Raw genomic sequence first — 19,155 nt, forward strand, 5'->3', positions numbered from 1 at the left:
TTTTATCTCATCGAAAGGAGATCACATGAAGAAAGTCCGCTCCTATACCAGCATCTGGTCAGTGGAAAAGGTGCTCTACGCCATCAACGACTTGACGCTGCCGTTTCCGATCACCTTCACGCAAATGACCTGGTTCATTGTCAGCTTGTTTGTGGTGATGCTGCTCGGCGACTTGCCGCCGCTATCTCTGATCGACGGCGCGTTTCTCAAATACGTCGGTCTGCCGGCTGGGATCACTTGGTTCATGAGCCAAAAGACCTTCGACAACAAGAAACCCGTCGGCTTCTTGCGGTCGGTGATCAACTACGCCTTTGCGCCGAAGCTGACCTATGCTGGTAAACCTGTGAAGGCACAGAAGCAGAAACAAACCGCTGCTGTGACCTACGTTTGGAGGTATCACCATGAAATTTCCCATTAAGTACATCGAAGACAATCTGGTCTGGAACACAGACGGAGAAAGCTTCGCCTACTTTGAACTCGTCCCTTACAACTACTCGTTTCTTTCACCTGAACAAAAGCAACAAGTCCACGAAAACTTCCGCCAGCTAATCTCCCAAAATCGCGATGGCAAGCTACACCTCTTACAACTCGCCACCGAAGCCAGCGTCCGCGACACCCTCGATCGCTCAAAGCAGTTGGTGAAAGGGTCGCTGAAAGACGTCGCCTTCCAGCACATCGACGGGCAAGCCGAAGCCCTGACTGAAAACATCGGTGACAATCAAGTGGACTACCGTTTCTACATCGGCTTCAAGCTATTGCTTAACGACGCCGAAATCACTGCCAAGTCGATGTTCAAAGACATCTCCCTTGGCATTCGCGACTTCTTCGCCGAATTCAACACAACCTTTGCCGGTGACTTCATGACCATGAGCAACGCCGAAGTGGAGCGCTACGCCAAGTCCGCCAAGTTTCTCGCCGAAAAAATCGGTCGCCGCTTCAAGGTGCGCCCACTCGACAAGAACGATTTCGGCTACCTATTGGAGCACCTTTATGGCATGACTGGTCAAGATTACGACGACTACGAATACCACCTGCCGCGCATGAGCAACAAGCGTGACACCATCGTCAAGCGCTACGACTTGATCAAGCCCACGCGGTCGCTGATTGAGCAGCACCAAAGGTCACTCAAGATCACTCACGGTTTGGAGGAAACCTACGTTACCTATCTGACGCTTTCAGACATTGTGGGTGAGCTAGAGTTCCCCGGCTCTGAAATCTTCTATTTCCAGCAAAGCCAATTCGATTTTCCAATCGACACTTCATTGAACGTTGAGATCGTAACGAACAAAAAGGCACTGACCAAGGTGCGCAACAAGAAGAAAGAACTCAAGGACTTGGATTCCCACGCTTATGAATCTGGCAACGAAACCACACGCGGCGTCAGTGATGCCTTGGATTCCGTCGATGAACTGGAAAGCACCCTCGACCAAACCAAAGACGCCATGTACAAGATTTCCTACGTGATCCGCGTCTCTGGCCGCAGCGAAGACGAAATGAAGCGTCGCGCCGATCAGATCCTCGATTTCTACGACAGCCTGAACATCAAGCTCGTGCGCCCGTTCGGTGACATGCTCGGTCTGCATGGCGAATTTATCCCGGCATCCAAGCGCTATATCAACGACTATATCCAATACGTCACCAGTGACTTCATTGCCAGCCTCGGCTTTGGCGCCACCCAATCACTGGGTGAAAAGGAAGGGATCTACATCGGCTACAACGTGGATACCGGGCGCAATGTCTACCTTCAACCAGACATCGCCGCGCAAGGGATCAAAGGCACCGTCACCAACGCCTTGTCCGCTGCCTTTCTGGGTAGCCTCGGTGGCGGGAAATCTTTCTCCAACAATTTGCTTGTCTACTACGCTGTGCTATACGGCGCACAAGCGCTGATTCTCGACCCGAAGTCTGAACGGACTGGCTGGGCGGAAAATCTCGACTTCATGGGTGATGAAATCAATATCGTTACGCTCACCAGCGAAGAAGCCAATCGCGGAATGCTCGACCCCTATATCATTTTGTCCAACCTCAAGGATTCGGAAAGCCTCGCGGTGGACACGTTGACCTTCTTAACTGGGATCTCAAGCCGCGACGCTGACCGGTTCCCGACCTTGCGCAAAGCCATTCGTGCGGTCACGCAAGCGCCAGAACCAGGACTGCTCAAGGTGATTGATGAACTCCGCCGCGAAGATACTGACATTGCTCGTAATATCGCCGATCACATCGAATCCTTCACGGACTACGACTTTGCCGCGCTGCTGTTTTCGGATGGCACGGCTCGCCGCACCATCGCACTTGACCGCAAGATCAACATCGTGCAAATTTCTGACCTCGTGCTGCCTGATGCCGACAAGACGCAAGACGAGTACATCACTGCCGAAATGCTTTCGGTCGCGATGCTCATGATTATCAGCACCTTTGCCATCGACTTCATTCACCAAGACCGCTCGCAATTCAAGATTGTGGACTTGGACGAAGCCTGGGCGTTTTTGAACGTCGCGCAAGGCAAGGCACTGTCAATGAAGCTAATCCGTGAAGGACGCTCGATGAATGCCGGGGTCTACTTGGTGACGCAAAATGCGGACGATCTGCTGGACGAAAAGATGAAGAACAACATCGCCCAGAAATTTGCCTTCCGCAGCACCGACATCACAGAAATCAAAAATACGCTGACCTTCTTTGGTCTCGACGCCGAAGACGAAGGCAATCAAAACCGGCTCCGTTCCTTGGATAATGGCGAGTGCCTATTCCAAGACATCTGGGGACACGTCGGCGTGCTGCACTTCGACTACATCTTTGAGCACTTGCACAAAGCGTTTGACACTCGGCCACCAAAGCCAAAGGAGGTGAATCTTGATGACCAAAGCTAATCGGCGCCGACTGTTCCTATTTCTGGGACTGGCGGCAGGGTTCATGATGGTGCTACTCGTGGCTGGCAGTCAACCGGTTCACGCCGCTGGGCTGGTGGATGATCACTCTGGCGGCTCCGCTGAATATGCCAAGTACCCGTTGTCGCATTATCAGCTCGACTACTTCGTGGACACGAGTTGGGACTGGCTACCTTGGAACTGGGGCGACGGGATTGGCAAATCGGTCAACTACGGGCTGTATGCCGTCACCAACTTCTTGTGGACGTTATCTGTCTATCTTTCAAACGCCGCCGGGTACTTGATCCAGCAAGCCTACTCGCTGGACTTCATCAAGGACACCTCGGCCGCGATTGGGAAGAACATGCAGTTGCTGGCAGGCGTTTCGCAAAACGGCTTCTCAACTGACGGCTTCTACCCAGGATTGTTGTTGTTGATCACGCTAGTCGTTGGGATCTACGTCGCCTACACTGGCATCATCAAGCGGGAAACCTCAAAAGCCATCTCGGCAATCGTCAACTTCGTGGTGATCTTCATTACCTCCGCCAGCTTCATCGCTTACGCGCCCAGCTACATCAGCAAGATCAATGAATTCAGTTCCGACATCAGCACCAGCGCCTTGAACACCGGCTCCAAAATGATTCTCGGTACGAACACGTCAACCAACAAGTCCGGCGTGGATGCAATCCGTGACACCTTGTTTGAGATTCAGGTCAAGCAGCCCTGGACACTGTTGCAATTTGGCGACAGCGATGCTGGTGAAGTCGGCGAGAATCGGGTCAACCAACTGATGAAGGCTGATCCGTTCGGGGATAAAGGCAAGACCCGAACGGACTTGGTGCGCGCCGAAATCGAAGATAAGGACAACGAAAACCTTGCGCCGACCATGACTATCAATCGGCTGGGAACAACCACCTTCGTTGTGATCTTCAATATCGCGATTACCTTGTTCGTCTTCTTCCTGACGGCAATGATGTTGTTCTCGCAGATCCTGTTCATCATTTACGCGACGTTCCTACCGGTGTCGTTCCTGCTTGCCATGTTGCCCTCGTTCAACGGCCTGATGAAGCAAAACATCATGAAGCTGTTCAACACGATCATGACCCGCGTCGGCGTGACGTTGGTGCTAACAGTGGCGTTCTCCCTGTCAGCGATGGTTTACGGCTTGTCCGCCACCTCGCCGTTTTTCCTCGTCGCCTTCCTGCAAGTCACGATTTTTGCTGGCGTCTGGATGAAGCTCGGCGATCTGATGGGTATGATGCAGCTACACAGCTCTGACGCCCAACAAGGGGCACAACGCTTCTCAAGGCGTGGCAATCGAATGCTGCGGCAATTTGTCGGCAGTGCGATGGGCGGTGCAATGGCTGGTCGGTTCCTATCGCGTGGCATGGGTAAAGCACACGCCCCGCAACTCCCCGCCACCGGCCAACGTGAACAAACGAACGGCGCACCCAAGCCTAAGCCAGTGCAAAAGCCACGCAGTCAGCGTCTTGGTGAAAAGCTCGCCGATGTCTCTGATGTCGGCAACAAGCTCAAGGACAAGACCAAACGCGGCTTGAATCAGGTGAAAGACGCGCCAACCAACGTTTTGTATGGTCTGCATCGCGGCAAAGAGTTAGCCAAAGACGCAACGGAAACGGCGAAAGGTAACTTCAAGGACCGCCGTGCCGCTAATGCAAAAGAACGCGAACAACAACGCGAGAAGCACCGTCAACAGATGCGTGACCGTAAGCTCGCCATCACCCCTGGTGCCAAGCCGAGGTCAGCTTCTGGTACGCCACGCCGCAAACCAACGTCTGATCCTAGTCAGCCACTGCGCAAACCGCTTGCGACAATCAAGGGCAAGCGTCCCGCTGGCATGACTGCCGATCGCACCAAGTTAGTCGGTAAGCCGTCACAAACACCGCAAACCAAGCGGCGCACGATCAAGCCGGTTAGTCAGCGTCCCATCACGCCGACTAACACGCCACCAACCGAGACCACCAACGGTACTCGGCCACCGAAGACACACAAGGCCGCACCGAAACCGTTGAAACTCGTCCCAGAAAAAGCAACCAGACCTCACACGCTAAAGCCGCAGCGGATTTCCAAGGCCAAGGCGCGTACGAAGAAACGATGAAACTCTGGCGTTGGTTGGCACTAGCCGCTTTGCCAATCATCATGTTAGGCATGTTGTTCTTCACCGTGATCGCCAGCGACGATGAAGAAGACCCGCCAAACTCCGCGCTCACCACCGATGCCATGAGCCTCTCCGCTGCGGTTCTCAAGCACCGGCTGACTGTGGAGAAATACTGCCGAGAATTCGGTATCACCGATCAGGTCATGGTGATTCTTGCCATCATGCAAGTCGAATCTGGCGGCCAAGGTGGCGACGTGATGCAAGCCAGTGAATCACTGGGACTGCCGGTCAATACACTTGGTACTGATGCCTCAATCAAGCAAGGCGTCAAGTATTTCGCGTCACTGGTCAAAAGCATGAAGGCTGCCGATGTGGATCTCAACACTGCGATTCAAAGCTATAACTTCGGTGGCGGATTTATTGACTATGTGGCAAAGCATGGCAAGAAATACACCTTTGAGCTGGCAAGTGATTTTGCCAAAGCGAAAGCTGGCGGCAAGCAGGTCAAGTATACGAATCCGGTGTCGGACACCGGCTGGCGCTACGCTTACGGCAACATGTATTACGTCAAGGTGATCTCACAATACCTGGTCACGGATGGCGCGAAGTTCGACGACAAGACGGTGCAAGTCATCATGACCGAAGCACTCAAGTACCAAGGCACAGCCTACGTGTTTGGCGGCTCAACGCCAGCCACTGGCTTCGACTGTTCTGGATTGACCAGTTGGTCCTATGCCAAGGCTGGCATCACCTTGCCACGCACGGCGCAAGCACAATACGACGCTACCGCCCACTTGAACATCAAAGACGCCAAGCCAGGCGACTTGGTATTCTTCCACTCAACCTACAACACCGCCGACTACGTGACCCACGTTGGGATCTATGTCGGCAATATGAAAATGTACAACGCTGGTGATCCGCTCGGTTACGCCGACTTGAATTCAAAATACTGGCAAGCGCATCTGATTGGTGCTGGCCGGGTCAAAAGGTAGGTGAAGCTGAATGGATGGTTCTGGCATCAGCTACTTCGACTGGATGGAACTGATTACTAACACCTACGACGATGCGCTCCAAAAAGCCCACGTCGATCTCAAATTCGGCGATAACAATGCGCTGCGCAATAAGGAACTAGACTTCGCCTCCGCTGAATGGGAACGGATCAAGTTCTTTAAGCAGCGCCTACCCAACACTGATGACCTCTGCGTTGTGCTCGAACGCTTCGTGGATCGAATGCCTGAAATGGAGTACGGCCACCGTCGCGAATATCGACTGGCCGTCGCGCATGAAGTCGCGGTGGATCACTGGCTCGTTGGTAAGGTGTTCGCGCCAGTAGACCGTAAGTACATTCTCGACCGTGAACGCCACCTGGCCGAAGACTACTTCGACCACGACCGGGAACTCGGCGAGTACATTGAAACCGACTACGCAAGCTACAAGCGCATCTCCTTGCAACGCCTGTTCACCCAGTTTCTCGATATTTATGATGACTTTTACCGCTGCTACGAAATCAGAAAGGACAGGGTGACTTAACCTTGAGTAAAAATGAAACCAAAAAGAAAGGCTGGTTCAAGAAACAACCAGCCGCACCAAAGCCGCCGAAGATCAAACGGCGCGGTTTGCGGCGCCCGGTAACCCTACTTTGCTGGGCGGTACTAATCGGCGCTACCAGCTTCGGCGTCTATAAAGACCTGACCGCTATCGACACCCACACGATTCATGAAACCCAAGTTATGAAGACTAAGGTGATCGACACTCACGCGTTGGCAACCTTCACCACTGACTTCGCGAAGATCTACTACGCTTGGCAGCCGAATCATGAAGCGCTGGATCAACGGCAGAAGAACTTGCAACCGTACCTCGTAGAACAACTGCAATCACTGAATGCCGACACCGTGCGCAACGATATTCCAACAACTGCCACGGTAAGTGAGGTCAAAGTCTGGGACGTAAGCAAGACCGCCAAAGACACATTCCGCGTACTATTCACAGTGACCCAAGATCTCACCAAGGGTAAAGACAAAAAGTCCGTGACCAGCACCTACACCATCAACATTATGCAAAACGGCAACGGCGATATGGTAGTCACCAAGAACCCAACCATTGCCGCTGAACCAGCGACAGCACGAATCAAGCTACCGGACACACAGTCCGATGATTCGGTAGACAGCGCCACCACAGAAGACGTCACCAAGTTCCTCAAGACGTTCTTCGCACTTTACCCGCAAAGCGATCGCAACGAACTCAAGTATTACGTCAAGAACGGCGCACGCCCAATCAAACGGAATCTCAAGTTTGTTGAGCTACTCGATCCAATCTTCAAGCAGACGAAAAACGGTTTAACTGTCACCTTATCTGTAAAATACCTCGACACTGACAACGACATGACCCAGGTTTCGCAATACACTCTGAACCTTTCGAAACAAAACAACAACTGGACGATTATCGACGGCATGTAATGTAAAAGAACTCGGCTCAACCACCACGCATTTTTGCGGAATGGTTAAGTCGAGTTCTTTAGTGCCTTTTTTCAAGTATATGTCGTCTGTTTTGAAGTTGCCCTACTAACAATCACGGTAGAATTTACAACAAGACATGATTATCCACACGTTCAACTAAAAAGGTGGACAGTTACGACCAAATTATTTCAGCACGCGTACCCCAAACGATGGCATAAAGTAACTTGAAATCGTTGATACACGAACTGTTTCACCAGGCTTCGGCGCGTCGATAAACTGGTTATTGCCAATGTAGAGCGCATCATGATAAGGGGTACCGCTGTTGCCCCAGAATAAGAGGTCACCGGGCTGAAGATTGCTCAAGTTAACGCGCGTACCAGCATACTGCTGGGTGCCTGTCCAGCCACCGATATTCATCCCTAATGCGTGAGAGAACACGTAATACATCAATCCAGAACAATCAAAACTATTGGGGCCCTTTGCCCCGTATACATACGGCTTCCCTACTTGCTGTCTGGCTAATGCAATTACTGCTGCTGCTTTTGCACTAACCGAAGTACCAGTTGTACTTTGTGTTACTGTACTTTGTGTTACTGTACTTTGTGTTACTGTACTTTGCGTTGTTGTACTCTGGGCTGTAGCGCTGCGAGTTGAGCTGCTTTGTGATGCTGCTGTAGAGTTTTGAACTGGTGTTGTCGCGGAAGCTGTGCTTGCCGTTTGAGAAGCGCCGTTGCTTGCTTCCGAAGTCGTCGTTGATTGCTTGATTGCAGCAGTTGATACTGCGTTAGTATCACTAACTTCACGGGTACCAGCACTAGCCACCCATGCACCATTGCCAACTTGATACCAAGTATATCCGTCAGCTTTTGTCGTGTTGGTGAAGCTAAGGCTTTGACCAGTCGTAAAACTACCAACAATCTGGTACTTTAACCCAGGCCCAGTGCGCTTATTTGAGCCAGCGATCACCGTAAGCTTTCCGGTGATCGGTTGAGCACCAGCATTGGCAACCCATTGATTATTTGCCAGTTGATACCACGTATAGCCATCAGCTTGTGCCACAGTTTGATAATTACGATCAGTACCAACCGCTAAACCACCAGTAATTGCAGCGTGAATGGTGGGTGCTTGGCGTACATTTGACGAATACTTCGTGCTTAAGGTACTTGCATGTACACCATTAGTTTGTGAGAGTGCGATCCCTGCAAGGATCGTTGCGCTGGTCAATCCAATCATTGATAATTTTGTCAATTTCATATTGTCTGTTCCTCCCGAGTGAAGATATCACTTGCACTTGCCATGATGTCATATTAGCCAACGATTGTGGAGAATCGGTGTAGACCCGATTACCGTCATGTAACAAAGCCAGCACTTACATGACAAATTCATTCCATCGAAAAAAATACGCTGCCGGTTTATCTCGGCAACGCATCGATTGATTACTAACTTGTCTTGTTCATTCATTAATTCGTCAAATTGATCTTAGGTGTTTGGCGGGCGTCATGCGTCGACTTAAATAACGGCTTCAACTTAAAGCCCAGTAGTTGAGCAGTTATATTCCTCGGAAAGGTACTGAGCAAACGATTGTATTGCGTAGCTTCACTGATGTAACTTGATCGCGATATTGCTATCTGATTTTCAGCAGCCACCAGGTTAGTCATTAACCCGCTAACTGATTTCTGTGACCCTAACTGAGGATACTGCTCTTGAATCACACTAACTAAGGTCACAACCTGTTGATTCAGCTGACGGTCTGCATTGGCTTTGGCTACGGTACTGTTTGCATCATGATATGCTGAACGCGCCTTCGCAATCCCAATAAACACTTTTGTTTCATCTTTCATCTGTCCTTTAACGACGGCGACTAAGTTGGGAATCAAGTCAGACCGTCGTTGCATTGCAACCGCTACTTTGCTCCAGCTCGCATCTACTGATTGCTTCTTCTGCTGCAGTGTATTATACTGCCTGATTGCCACAAGCGTCCCCATCGCCAACAGGATGATGAGGGCAATGCCGATGATGAATTTTGGCTTCAAATGAATATTCTTCAATCATCTCGCTACCCTTCAACAACCCATGGATCCAGACCCGGAAGAGCCTTGTTCGATTGAGACCTGCTCACTCACTCGCGTTTGTAATACGCCACGCAACGAGTCAACATCACCTGAGAAAACCAACTGAATACGTTGATGTTTATCCGTGATAAATTGCCCCAGCACTCGACCACCACGGCTGGTTTGCGCAAAAGGTGTCAAACGAATCTCCGTGATATGTTTGAAGTCAATACGCCGACGCAGGCCAAAACTCTGACTGATCAAAAAATTCTTGCCTAACCCACCAACGCCAAAGATGATGTTGATCATGATAAACAAAGCGAGAAAGATGGCATAATCCAAACGACCACCGATTTGACCGTTGACCAACCACATTAGAAAGAACGCTCCCATCAAAACCGAAGTAATGCTATAGTTAGCCCGGACATCAATTTTCGCTTGCCAATAGATGTAATACACGGCAAGTCCGAAAAACACGACATTTGCCGTATCGATCAATATTACACTGAACATAATAAAGTCCCTCCAATCTATGCGACAACACTGGCATCACCGAATAAGTTGACTAAGGCCATGGGTTTCAATGTACGATCAGCGATAACTGTCGCATTACTGGAATCAAAGTCCAAGGTGACGGTATCAACTCCGATCACGTCATGCAACGTGAAAAAGATGCTTTTGACTCGCCATTCACAACACATGCTAGTGAAATGTAAGACTATTTTACGCATAATCTGCTCACCTCATTCAGCCAAATCAGCCCATTCAACATTATGCCTACGCCGTACAACAATCAGTACAATCGCCGTAATCACTAAAATCACCGAAAGTACTTGTGATACTCGGATATCGCCAATTAAATATAAGCTATCAGTGCGCATCCCTTCAATGAACATCCGCCCAGTACCGTACCAAATCAGATAGGCAAGAAACAGCTCGCCGCGCCGAAAAAGCTGTTTACGATGGCGTAATGCTAAAAACAGTATCACTCCGGTCAAGCTCCACAATGATTCATACAAGAACGTGGGTTGTCGATAAGCACCATCGATCCACATTTGCCGAATAATAAAGTCCGGTAAGTGTAAACCACGCAAGAACGCTAACGTCGTCACTGCACCATGAGCTTCTTGATTCATGAAGTTACCCCAACGGCCAATTGACTGTGCCATTAACACCGCCGGAGCTAGTACATCTAACATTTGCCAAAGCGAAACGTGATGCTTGCGCGCCACCAATATCGCCACTAAAAATCCGCCAATCAAGCCACCATAGATTGCAATACCACCATGCCAGATGGCAATGATTTCAGCGGGATTATTCCGGTAACTGGACCACTCGAAGACGACGTAGTAAATGCGCGCACTGATAATCCCAACCGGTAACCCCCACAAGATCAAATCGTCGAAAAGTTCACTATCGATATGTTGGCGTTTCGCTTCTCTTTGCACCATTGCATAAGCCACGATGACACCAGTCACAATAATCAAGCCATACCAACGAATCGTAAACGGGCCAAATTGAAGGGCAATTGGATTAAGACTACCGATGATCATCACCTCCTTGAATGGGCAATTTAACTGTAAACGTGCTGCCCTTCATCAACTGACTATCAACCTTGACTGCACCACCATGTGCGGCAACAATTGTTTTCACCATCGCCAAGCCGATCCCCTGACCGCCGTTGCGACTTGAACGTGCCGGGTCGGCCATATAGAAATGGTCAAAAATATGCACCAATTCTTTGGCGTCGATTCCAATACCAGAATCGATAACTTGAATCACGGCATTGGCAGATTCTTGCATTAAACGCACCTGAATCGTGGCACCAAAGTCAGAGAACTTCGATGCGTTGGTCAAGAGGTTGAGCAAGACTTGCCGTAGCTTTTCTTCATCACCATACATCATGATCTTGCGCGTCGCGACTGTGATACGCTGCTGCTTGGCCTCCAATTTCGCTTGGAAGTTCTGAGTGACTGCATCAACCATTGCGCCTATGTCAAAGCGGGCTTTGTGTAATTGATCCGCATCGGTTTCGATGGAAGCAATCAATTCAATATTCTTAATCAAATGAGTCAAACGGATCACTTCCTCATCCATATTTTGTAGCCGTTCGGTTGAAATTTCCCACACGCCATCAATCATCGCTTCCAGCGTCCCTTGTAACATCGTCAATGGTGTTCGTAATTCGTGCGCGATATCGGAGGATAGCTGCTCACGGGTTTCCTGCTGACGATTCAATTGACCTGATAGTGCATTGACAGACTCCAATAAAGTAATGATCTCGGTGATGCGAGTATTCGCCGGAAGCGGCTGTTGATAGTTTCCTGTCGCCACTTTACCCGTAAAAGCAACAACCCGTTTGATTGGCGCAGTCAGGCGTCCTGCCAGCCACCAAGCAATCACGATGGTCACCATGAATGTGATGACCGCAATGGTAATCAAGCTAGTTTTCAATTCACTGACATATTCAACGTCGTGGCGTCCATAACCCAAAGGATCATATCCGGAGAATACAGCGTTGGCGACCACTTTGCCTTGGATACGAATCGATTCGGTGTGTTTGCGGTCAAACCCGGTGCTAACAGACTGCTGCTGTTTGGCAGTCGGTCGCATCAGAATGCGCCCATCAGGCGCGTAAATCGTCACTAGCACACCGGCCCGATAGCCAGTATTGCGAATCTCCCGTAATTGCTTGGCCTGCCATTGATCATGGTTGTTTACATAGCTCAACGCAATTTGTTGCCGTATGGTGACCAAAGTCGTGCTGTTGCGTTGTGTCACATATTTGTCAAAGTGATCATTGGTTAGCGCCACCGTTACCAGGCTAACGGCACCGATGATCAATACAATCACAGTGGTAAAAATCAATAACAATTGCGTCCGCAACGACATTTTCATGCAGAAACCTCAGTAAAAAAGTATCCACTGCCCGTGGCAGTTTTGATATAGTGAGGGCTTTTAGGATCAACTTCCAACTTCTTACGCAAATTTTTGATGTGCGAGTCAATCATGCGATCCATTCCTTCATAATCGATCCCGCGCGTCGTTTGGATCAATTGCTCGCGAGAAAAGATTTGTTTAGGATGACGGATCATGACTTCTAACAAATCAAATTCAGTCTTGGTTAATTCAATTGTTTCTCCATGGCAGCGCACCTCCCGCGTCATCAAGTTGACCTTGATTTTGCCATCATCAGTGCAGATTTCGTCAGCGTGATTTGGAACTTGGCGACGTAAAACCGATTCTACCCTCGCAACTAAAATACGTGGACTAAACGGCTTAATGATATAGTCATCTGCACCAGTACGTAAACCCTTGATCACATCAGCCTCACTGGAACGAGCCGTTAACATGATGATTGGGACATGCCGAGTTTCACGCAGCAACTGGGCAACTTCAAGTCCATTCATATCTGGTAACATCAAATCAAGCACCACCAAGTCCACGTCATGTGACTGTGCCATTGCCAGGGCTTGCGTGCCACTATCAGTAGATTCGACCATATACCCCGCCTTTTGCAAATACGCGGTCACAATTTCAACGATTTTCGGCTCGTCATCAACGACTAATACTTTCATCGGGACCTCCTGCTGCTTTGACGAATTGATTATTCGTCGTTTTCGTCATCATCTTCATCAACGTGTTTCTTAGCGTGATCATGGCCGTGTCCGCCATGCATACCAGGCATCATAAACATCATTACACCGTGAATCGCCAACATCGCGATCAGAAATATCCAAGTCGTCATAGATTGCTCCTTTTGTGTTTACAAGAATTAAAGGTCATGATGCGAATGGCCCTTGTGCATGAATAACATCATCACACCATGCATGGCCAGACATGCAACTAAAAAGATAATCAATGTCCACATAATGAATCACTCCTTATCTGTGGGTCTAACGTAAATATTGAAATAGCCACCAAGCATTTACCAGAAGCACCGTTACCACGAAGCTGACTAATACCGCCACTGCTTTTTTTGAACTGGTCATTTCGTTCACCTCATTTGCGGATGTGCAAAGTTTGGGCATTGATGGCCACCACGATCGTACTCAATCCCATCAATACCGCACCCAATGCCGGACTTAACACAAATCCTACGGGAGCCAGGATACCACTCGCTAAGGGGATCGCGAAAATATTGTAACCTGCGCCAAACCACAAATTTTGTACCATTTTACGGCTAGTATTATGAGCTAGCTCTAAGAAATTCAGAATGTCAGACGGCTCACTGCGAACTAGCACGATATCCGCAGAATCAAGCGCAACATCCGTTCCGGCACCAATGGCGATCCCGATATCTGCCCGAGCCAAGCTGGGAGCGTCGTTGACCCCGTCACCGACCATTGCCACCGTATGCTTGCCCGCTTGATATTGGCGCACGATGCCTTCCTTGTCGGCCGGTTTGAGTTCAGCGTGAACATCGACTTCCGCAATACCCAGTTGCTTAGCTACCACCAGAGCAACTTGTTTATTGTCGCCAGTCAACATTACCGGGGTAATATGACGTGCTTTTAGTCCGTCAATCAACTTCTTCGATTCAGGTTTAATTTGATCGCCTTGTGCGACAAAGCCAACCGCCTGTTGATCTGCTAGCAAAAAGCTAACGGTATTGCCTTTCGTCGCCCATTCATGGACAACATCGTGATCATAACTGATTCCTTGGTCAATGAGATACCGCTCATTGGCGATCATTAATGCTCGCCCGCCTACCGAGCCGGACAACCCGGTACCAGCGATGTTGATCACATCGTTGGCCTTTGGGACGTCTACGTTTTCATGTTTGGCAGCATTAAGGATTCCTACCGACAAGGGATGGCTAGAGTTTTGCTCAAGCGCCGCGAAATTCGCTAACACGTCACGGCTTGAAAAACTGTCATCCCATGAATCAAACGCGGCTACGGCAAAGTTTCCTGCGGTCAAAGTACCAGTTTTGTCCATCAGAACCATATCGAGGTGATCAGCATCTTCCAATGCTTGGCGCTTGCGCGTCAATAAACCGTTCTTCGCACCGATCGAGGTCGAACGCGCAACTACCAGTGGAATTGCTAAGCCCAATGCATGCGGACATGCGATAACCAAAATCGTGACCATCCGCTCCAAAGCAAAATTAAATTCTCCAGTCAACGCCCACCACACGATAAACGTGATCAGCGCCACGGAAACGGCAATGTAGACCAACCAACCTGCAACTTTATCAGCAATGCCTTCGGCGCTGGATTGTTCACGTTGAGCATCACTCACCAGTTGCATCACTTGCGCCAGATACCCTGAATCCCCGGTACCGGTAACTTTCACTTGTAACGTCCCGGCACCGTTGGTTGAGCCACCGATGACCTTGTCCTTCACAGTTTTAGTGATGGCCCGTGCTTCACCAGTCACCAAGCTTTCGTTCACTGACGTGTTGCCTGCTGTGATCACACCGTCAGCTGGAATTTTGGCGCCAGCTTTAACCAACACAACGTCATTGACCTTAACTGCTTTTAGCGGCACCGTGCGTTGTGTGCCGTCTGTATCGATCACCGTTGCTTCACCTGGTAACAACGCCGCCATCTTCTGGAGCGCATTACCAGCAGCCATCACAGCATTCATTTCAATCCAATGACCCAACAACATAATATCGATCAATGTGGCTAACTCCCAGAAGAAGTCCATCACATTGCCGTTTGGCGCGATGAAATGATTCATCACAAATGAATAGATACTGTAAAAATATGAAACAGAGATCCCGATCGCAATCAGAGTCATCATTTCCGGTTTCTTGGCCTTGATTTCCGCCACAGCACCAGTGATAAAAGGTGCCCCACCGTAGAAATATAAGAATGAGGCTAAGATCAAAGCCACCCATTCTGATCCTGGAAATGAGAATGTCGGCAACCAAGCAACTTTTAACATAGGTGACAGTATAATGACCGGAATAGATGCGACTAGAGAAATCCAGAACTTCAACTTCAAATTTCCCATGTGCATCATCTGACCACCGTGTTGCATCATGGTGTTATCCATCTGCATGTCTTTCATCTCATGATGATCGTGGTGCATATCCATGTTATTCATTGCAATTCCTCCATATTCTCCCTAACACCATGAATAGCTTAACTGGCACACATGTAGATATTATGATGTTAGTGGAATAGCCACAACGTTTACAACTGTAAATACAAGCGTATTATAATGCTTCCATTTACAGTTGTCAACAGTCCTACTGTTGAAATTCGCATAACCATTTGATCAACACTTGCTGGGTGACCACATAACGCCCTGTCGAGACTTCAATAAAGACTCGCGAATGTTGATCTAAACTGGTAATCACCTCATTGATTGAGGCATTACCGTTCAGCGTTTCTCCCAACACTTCATGCGTCGGTAGGGCAAACTTGATCAATTCACTTGAGCGGATATCTCCAAATCCCCGCTGTTGCTGATTGGCAAACAGTGACGCCACAAATTGATTGGCTGGATGCTGACGGAGCACTTTCGGCGCATCGACTTGAAGCAAGCATCCTGCGCGCATCACACCGATACGATCCCCCAGCCGTAGGGCTTCTTGCATATCATGAGTCACAAAAATCACGGTAGAGTCGAGTTCTTCATGCAACCTCAACAATAATGTTTGCAGTTCCTGGCGCACAATAGGATCCAGCGCCGAGAACGGTTCATCCATTAAAATTAGCTTTGGATCTGCAATCAACGCCCGCACAATGCCGACCCTTTGCTGCTCACCGCCCGATAATTCATGGGGGTAGCGTCCTGCATAAGTACTGAGTGGTAAGGACACGGCGTCCATCAAGGTACTAGCCCGCTCGTGAATTTTGGTAGCCGCCCAATGTTTTAGTTCCGGGATCAGCGCGATATTTTGATATACCGTCATTGTGGGAAATAACGTCCCTTGTTGGAATATATACCCGATGCTACGATGCAGTTCAGTCACAGGAAAACTTTCGATTGGTTTTCCGTCCAAGCGGATTTGACCCGCACTGGGTTCGATTAGACGATCGATCATTCTTAATATTGTGGTCTTTCCCGACCCGGATTCACCCACCAATACAAACAATTCACCCGCACGCACCGATAAATCCAGCTGTGACACCACATCTTTACCAGCCATTTGCTTTGTGACACCACAAATTTTTAATGTACCTGTCATTATTTACTCCCATTCGTCAATAAGTGATGCTGTATCAAGAATTGCTTTGCCACACTAGCAGCGCTTTTTTTCTGAACATTGACGGCATAGTTCATCGCTTGCATTTGAGTTTCCGTGATCTTTCCAGCAAGTTCGTTCAAGATTTTAACGATCTGTGGATGACTTTGGGCAAAATCTGTTCGCATTAGCGGTGCCCCACGATATTCTGGAAATAAATGACGATCGTCTTTCAAAGCAATCAGATGATACTGTGCCAGTTGTGAATCAGTCGAGTACCCATCAGTTACATTAATATCGCCTTTATTCAAAGCCAGATAACGTAATGACGGATCCATTGAGCTGATCGCTAAATTCAATCCATAAACTTGTTTCAGCCCTACATTCCCATCTCGACGGTCAATAAATTCAAGATCAAATCCCGCTTTGAGATTCGATTGAACGCGACGAAGATCTGAAATCGTTTGAACATGATTTTCCTCGGCAAATTTCTTTGTCACGACCACCGCATAAGTATTGTTGTAAGCCAAAGGTTTGAGTAACGTGAGATGATCTTGGCGCTTGATCAACTGTTTAGCCACTGGGTAGCTATCAGCACCTTGCGCGATTGCAGCAGATTGTTTAGCTGTTGGCTTGACAAAACTTTCTAGCACCGTTCCCGTAAACTCAGGGTAAACGTCGATTTTTTTGGCTTTCAATGCGCGATATAAAAACGTGGTCTGACCAAAATTCGGTTTTAGTGTCACATGCACACGGGTGGTTTTGGCTTCAATCATCAACTTATACATATTGATCAGAATGTCGGGCTCCGATCCAAGCTTCCCAGCAATCGTGATATTTACGACTGTAGGTGCCGTCAGTTGCTTAATTCCCCAGCCACCACCACCTGCGACGATAAGGATCGACAAGCCGATCAAGATTTGTTTCCATTTCAGTTTTTGCAGTCCGGCCAATACTAAAGAAAGGATAACAGCCAAACCAGCTGCTGCGATTGCACCAATCAACGTAAGGTCAGAATCATTACGATTGATCCCCAATAAGATGAACGTCCCTAAGCCACCTGCCCCAACCAAAGCGGCCAATGTCGCGGTACCAATGATCATCACAGTTGCTGTGCGAATGCCGGAAAGAATGGTTGGCATTGCCATTGGCAGCTCCACTTTCCGTAATTGTTGCCACCGGGTCATCCCAAAAGCAGTTGCCGCTTCATGGTATAACGGGTCGATTTGACTGATGCCGGTATACGTATTGGTGAAAATTGGGAGTAGGGCGTAGGCGATCAAGGCGATGATTGCAGGGGTATTCCCGATCCCAACGAAAGGGATCAGCAGTCCTAACAAAGCCAAAGAGGGAATTGTTTGTAAGATACTGGTCACTTGCATCAATACTTCTGCTACCTTTCGATGCGGAATGACCAAAATTGCTAACGGCACTGCAATTGCTACTGCGATCAGCAAGGCGATCATTGAAAGCTCTAGATGTTGAATCAATGCAGTCAGTAAATCACTGCGACGGTCGATTAAAGTTTTGATTAACGCTGTCATATTATCCTCCCTGGGTTTACAAATGTAACTTTAATCCGTCGATGTGGAGAAATTGTGTCAATCGACACTTTCTTGAAAAAAGCCGAAACAATTACCTGGTTGCTTGCAGCGGCAGTCCATGAGATAATCACGCTGACTATTTTAAGGAGAATCGACTATTGCGTATGTTAAGGCCATATGATGTTCCCATTGTGCTCTTACTGTTGGTTACCAGTTTCATTCCGTTAGTGATTTTTTGGCATCAACAAGCACAGCAACCACAAAATTCAACACATTACGCCACCATCAGCATCGATGGCAAAATTGTGCGTAAAGTGACGTTATCTGGAAATAAGCGACATTATCAATTCACACTTCATCCACATCCAGGTGAATACAACATTATCGAAGTGGATGGCGCTCGCATCCGCGATAAGGAGGACAACACACCAGATCAAATTGCGGTCCATACCAGTTGGATTCGATCTGTCGGCCAACAAAGCATTTGTCTTCCGCACAAACTTATCATTCGAATTCGCAGCACGAATGCCAAAGAAAACAATGATGCCAGCGACGGGTTGGTCCAACCATGACAATATCGCGCCGACGTAAGCTTAGACAACACAAACGGCTTCGCACCTCGATTCAATCCGAATCGTGATACGGAGCCGTTTGTGTTGTTAGTAACAATTACCCTGGATTATTCACCTCGGTATTGGGGACATGAAATCGCATCTGGCCGGTCTGAAAGCAACGTTTGGAGCGTTGCGAATACTGACTGAGCGGAGAAGTTGGTGATCGATGCACCACGAACAGACCGACCCAGTTTTCGGCTCGACGCACGACCTATTCAGTTATTCAGTTCAGGTCGCCAACTGATGGACTTCGTCCATGAGCCGACTAAACCAGTTCTTGTAAACATAGTTAGAAGCAAGATGAATCACCACACGACGGGCGTGCCAAGTAATCCTACCGGCGATGTGAAAGAGACTGAACCG

General features: G+C 48.7%; 18 protein-coding genes. 7 read left to right on the top strand and 11 right to left on the bottom strand.

The genetic code is table 11. The features are described 5' to 3' along the window. Window positions 1-25: 25 nt before the first annotated feature. From EKM81_RS04270 to EKM81_RS04295, 6 genes are read left to right on the top strand one after another with little or no spacing between them, the layout of a single operon-like run. Window positions 26-418 carry a conjugal transfer protein gene (locus EKM81_RS04270; protein WP_016383437.1) on the top strand — a complete coding sequence of 131 codons (393 nt, stop codon included), beginning with the start codon at window positions 26-28 and terminating at the stop codon, window positions 416-418. Continuing rightward, window positions 402-2,867: a conjugal transfer ATPase TcpF gene (tcpF, locus tag EKM81_RS04275; RefSeq protein ID WP_125648882.1), complete on the top strand. Its 2,466-nt coding sequence runs from the start codon at window positions 402-404 to the stop codon at window positions 2,865-2,867. Before EKM81_RS04270 ends, tcpF begins: the two co-directional genes overlap by 17 nt. Beyond that, on the top strand, window positions 2,854-4,983 hold the full coding sequence (locus EKM81_RS04280) for a CD3337/EF1877 family mobilome membrane protein (RefSeq protein ID WP_125648885.1): 2,130 nt from the start codon (window positions 2,854-2,856) through the stop codon (window positions 4,981-4,983). Before tcpF ends, EKM81_RS04280 begins: the two co-directional genes overlap by 14 nt. Beyond that, complete coding sequence (locus EKM81_RS04285; protein ID WP_016383440.1) at window positions 4,980-5,975, top strand: bifunctional lytic transglycosylase/C40 family peptidase; 996 nt, start codon at window positions 4,980-4,982, stop codon at window positions 5,973-5,975. The genes EKM81_RS04280 and EKM81_RS04285 overlap by 4 nt, the downstream gene beginning before the upstream one ends. A gap of 10 nt (window positions 5,976-5,985) precedes the next feature. Further along, window positions 5,986-6,513, top strand: coding sequence for a hypothetical protein (locus EKM81_RS04290; protein ID WP_016383441.1), 528 nt, complete (start codon window positions 5,986-5,988; stop codon window positions 6,511-6,513). Between the two features lie 2 nt (window positions 6,514-6,515). Next, on the top strand, window positions 6,516-7,439 hold the full coding sequence (locus tag EKM81_RS04295) for a conjugal transfer protein (RefSeq protein WP_123018964.1): 924 nt from the start codon (window positions 6,516-6,518) through the stop codon (window positions 7,437-7,439). Between the two features lie 183 nt (window positions 7,440-7,622). Here the strand turns inward: EKM81_RS04295 and EKM81_RS04300 are convergent, their stop codons facing one another. The 11 genes from EKM81_RS04300 to EKM81_RS04350 form a co-directional block, all read right to left on the bottom strand. Beyond that, complete coding sequence (locus EKM81_RS04300) at window positions 7,623-8,693, bottom strand: NlpC/P60 family protein (protein WP_125648888.1); 1,071 nt, start codon at window positions 8,691-8,693, stop codon at window positions 7,623-7,625. Window positions 8,694-8,899: 206 nt separating this feature from the next. Then, window positions 8,900-9,487 (bottom strand): LemA family protein, encoded by a 588-nt coding sequence (locus EKM81_RS04305; RefSeq protein ID WP_016383444.1) that lies wholly within the window; start codon window positions 9,485-9,487, stop codon window positions 8,900-8,902. Window positions 9,488-9,502: 15 nt separating this feature from the next. Continuing rightward, window positions 9,503-10,003, bottom strand: coding sequence for a hypothetical protein (locus tag EKM81_RS04310; protein WP_123018965.1), 501 nt, complete (start codon window positions 10,001-10,003; stop codon window positions 9,503-9,505). A 17-nt stretch (window positions 10,004-10,020) separates the two neighbouring features. After that, window positions 10,021-10,221 (bottom strand): hypothetical protein, encoded by a 201-nt coding sequence (locus EKM81_RS04315; protein ID WP_016383448.1) that lies wholly within the window; start codon window positions 10,219-10,221, stop codon window positions 10,021-10,023. 12 nt (window positions 10,222-10,233) lie between these two features. After that, entirely contained in the window at window positions 10,234-11,043 is an 810-nt protein-coding gene (gene lgt, locus EKM81_RS04320) for a prolipoprotein diacylglyceryl transferase (RefSeq protein WP_016383449.1), read from the bottom strand. Continuing rightward, the gene (locus EKM81_RS04325; RefSeq protein WP_016383450.1) at window positions 11,030-12,388 is read right to left on the bottom strand and encodes a sensor histidine kinase; all 1,359 of its coding nucleotides are present in this window, start codon (window positions 12,386-12,388) and stop codon (window positions 11,030-11,032) included. The genes lgt and EKM81_RS04325 overlap by 14 nt, the downstream gene beginning before the upstream one ends. Then, window positions 12,385-13,068, bottom strand: coding sequence for a response regulator transcription factor (locus EKM81_RS04330; RefSeq protein WP_016383451.1), 684 nt, complete (start codon window positions 13,066-13,068; stop codon window positions 12,385-12,387). The genes EKM81_RS04325 and EKM81_RS04330 overlap by 4 nt, the downstream gene beginning before the upstream one ends. 29 nt (window positions 13,069-13,097) lie before the next feature. Next, entirely contained in the window at window positions 13,098-13,238 is a 141-nt protein-coding gene (locus tag EKM81_RS04335; protein ID WP_032774909.1) for a hypothetical protein, read from the bottom strand. 254 nt (window positions 13,239-13,492) lie between these two features. Further along, window positions 13,493-15,547, bottom strand: coding sequence for a heavy metal translocating P-type ATPase (locus EKM81_RS04340; protein WP_016383452.1), 2,055 nt, complete (start codon window positions 15,545-15,547; stop codon window positions 13,493-13,495). A gap of 145 nt (window positions 15,548-15,692) precedes the next feature. Next, a complete protein-coding gene (locus tag EKM81_RS04345; RefSeq protein ID WP_016383453.1) occupies window positions 15,693-16,637 on the bottom strand; it encodes an ATP-binding cassette domain-containing protein in 945 nt (314 codons plus the stop codon). Continuing rightward, a complete protein-coding gene (locus tag EKM81_RS04350; RefSeq protein WP_016383454.1) occupies window positions 16,637-18,178 on the bottom strand; it encodes an ABC transporter permease/substrate-binding protein in 1,542 nt (513 codons plus the stop codon). Before EKM81_RS04350 ends, EKM81_RS04345 begins: the two co-directional genes overlap by 1 nt. A gap of 164 nt (window positions 18,179-18,342) precedes the next feature. Here EKM81_RS04350 and EKM81_RS04355 point away from each other — a divergent pair, with 164 nt between their 5' ends. Further along, complete coding sequence (locus EKM81_RS04355; RefSeq protein WP_032774913.1) at window positions 18,343-18,750, top strand: NusG domain II-containing protein; 408 nt, start codon at window positions 18,343-18,345, stop codon at window positions 18,748-18,750. Window positions 18,751-19,155: the final 405 nt, after the last annotated feature.

Origin of the sequence: Lapidilactobacillus gannanensis (genome assembly GCF_003946675.1) — a bacterium.
Taxonomy (GTDB): domain Bacteria; phylum Bacillota; class Bacilli; order Lactobacillales; family Lactobacillaceae; genus Lapidilactobacillus; species Lapidilactobacillus gannanensis.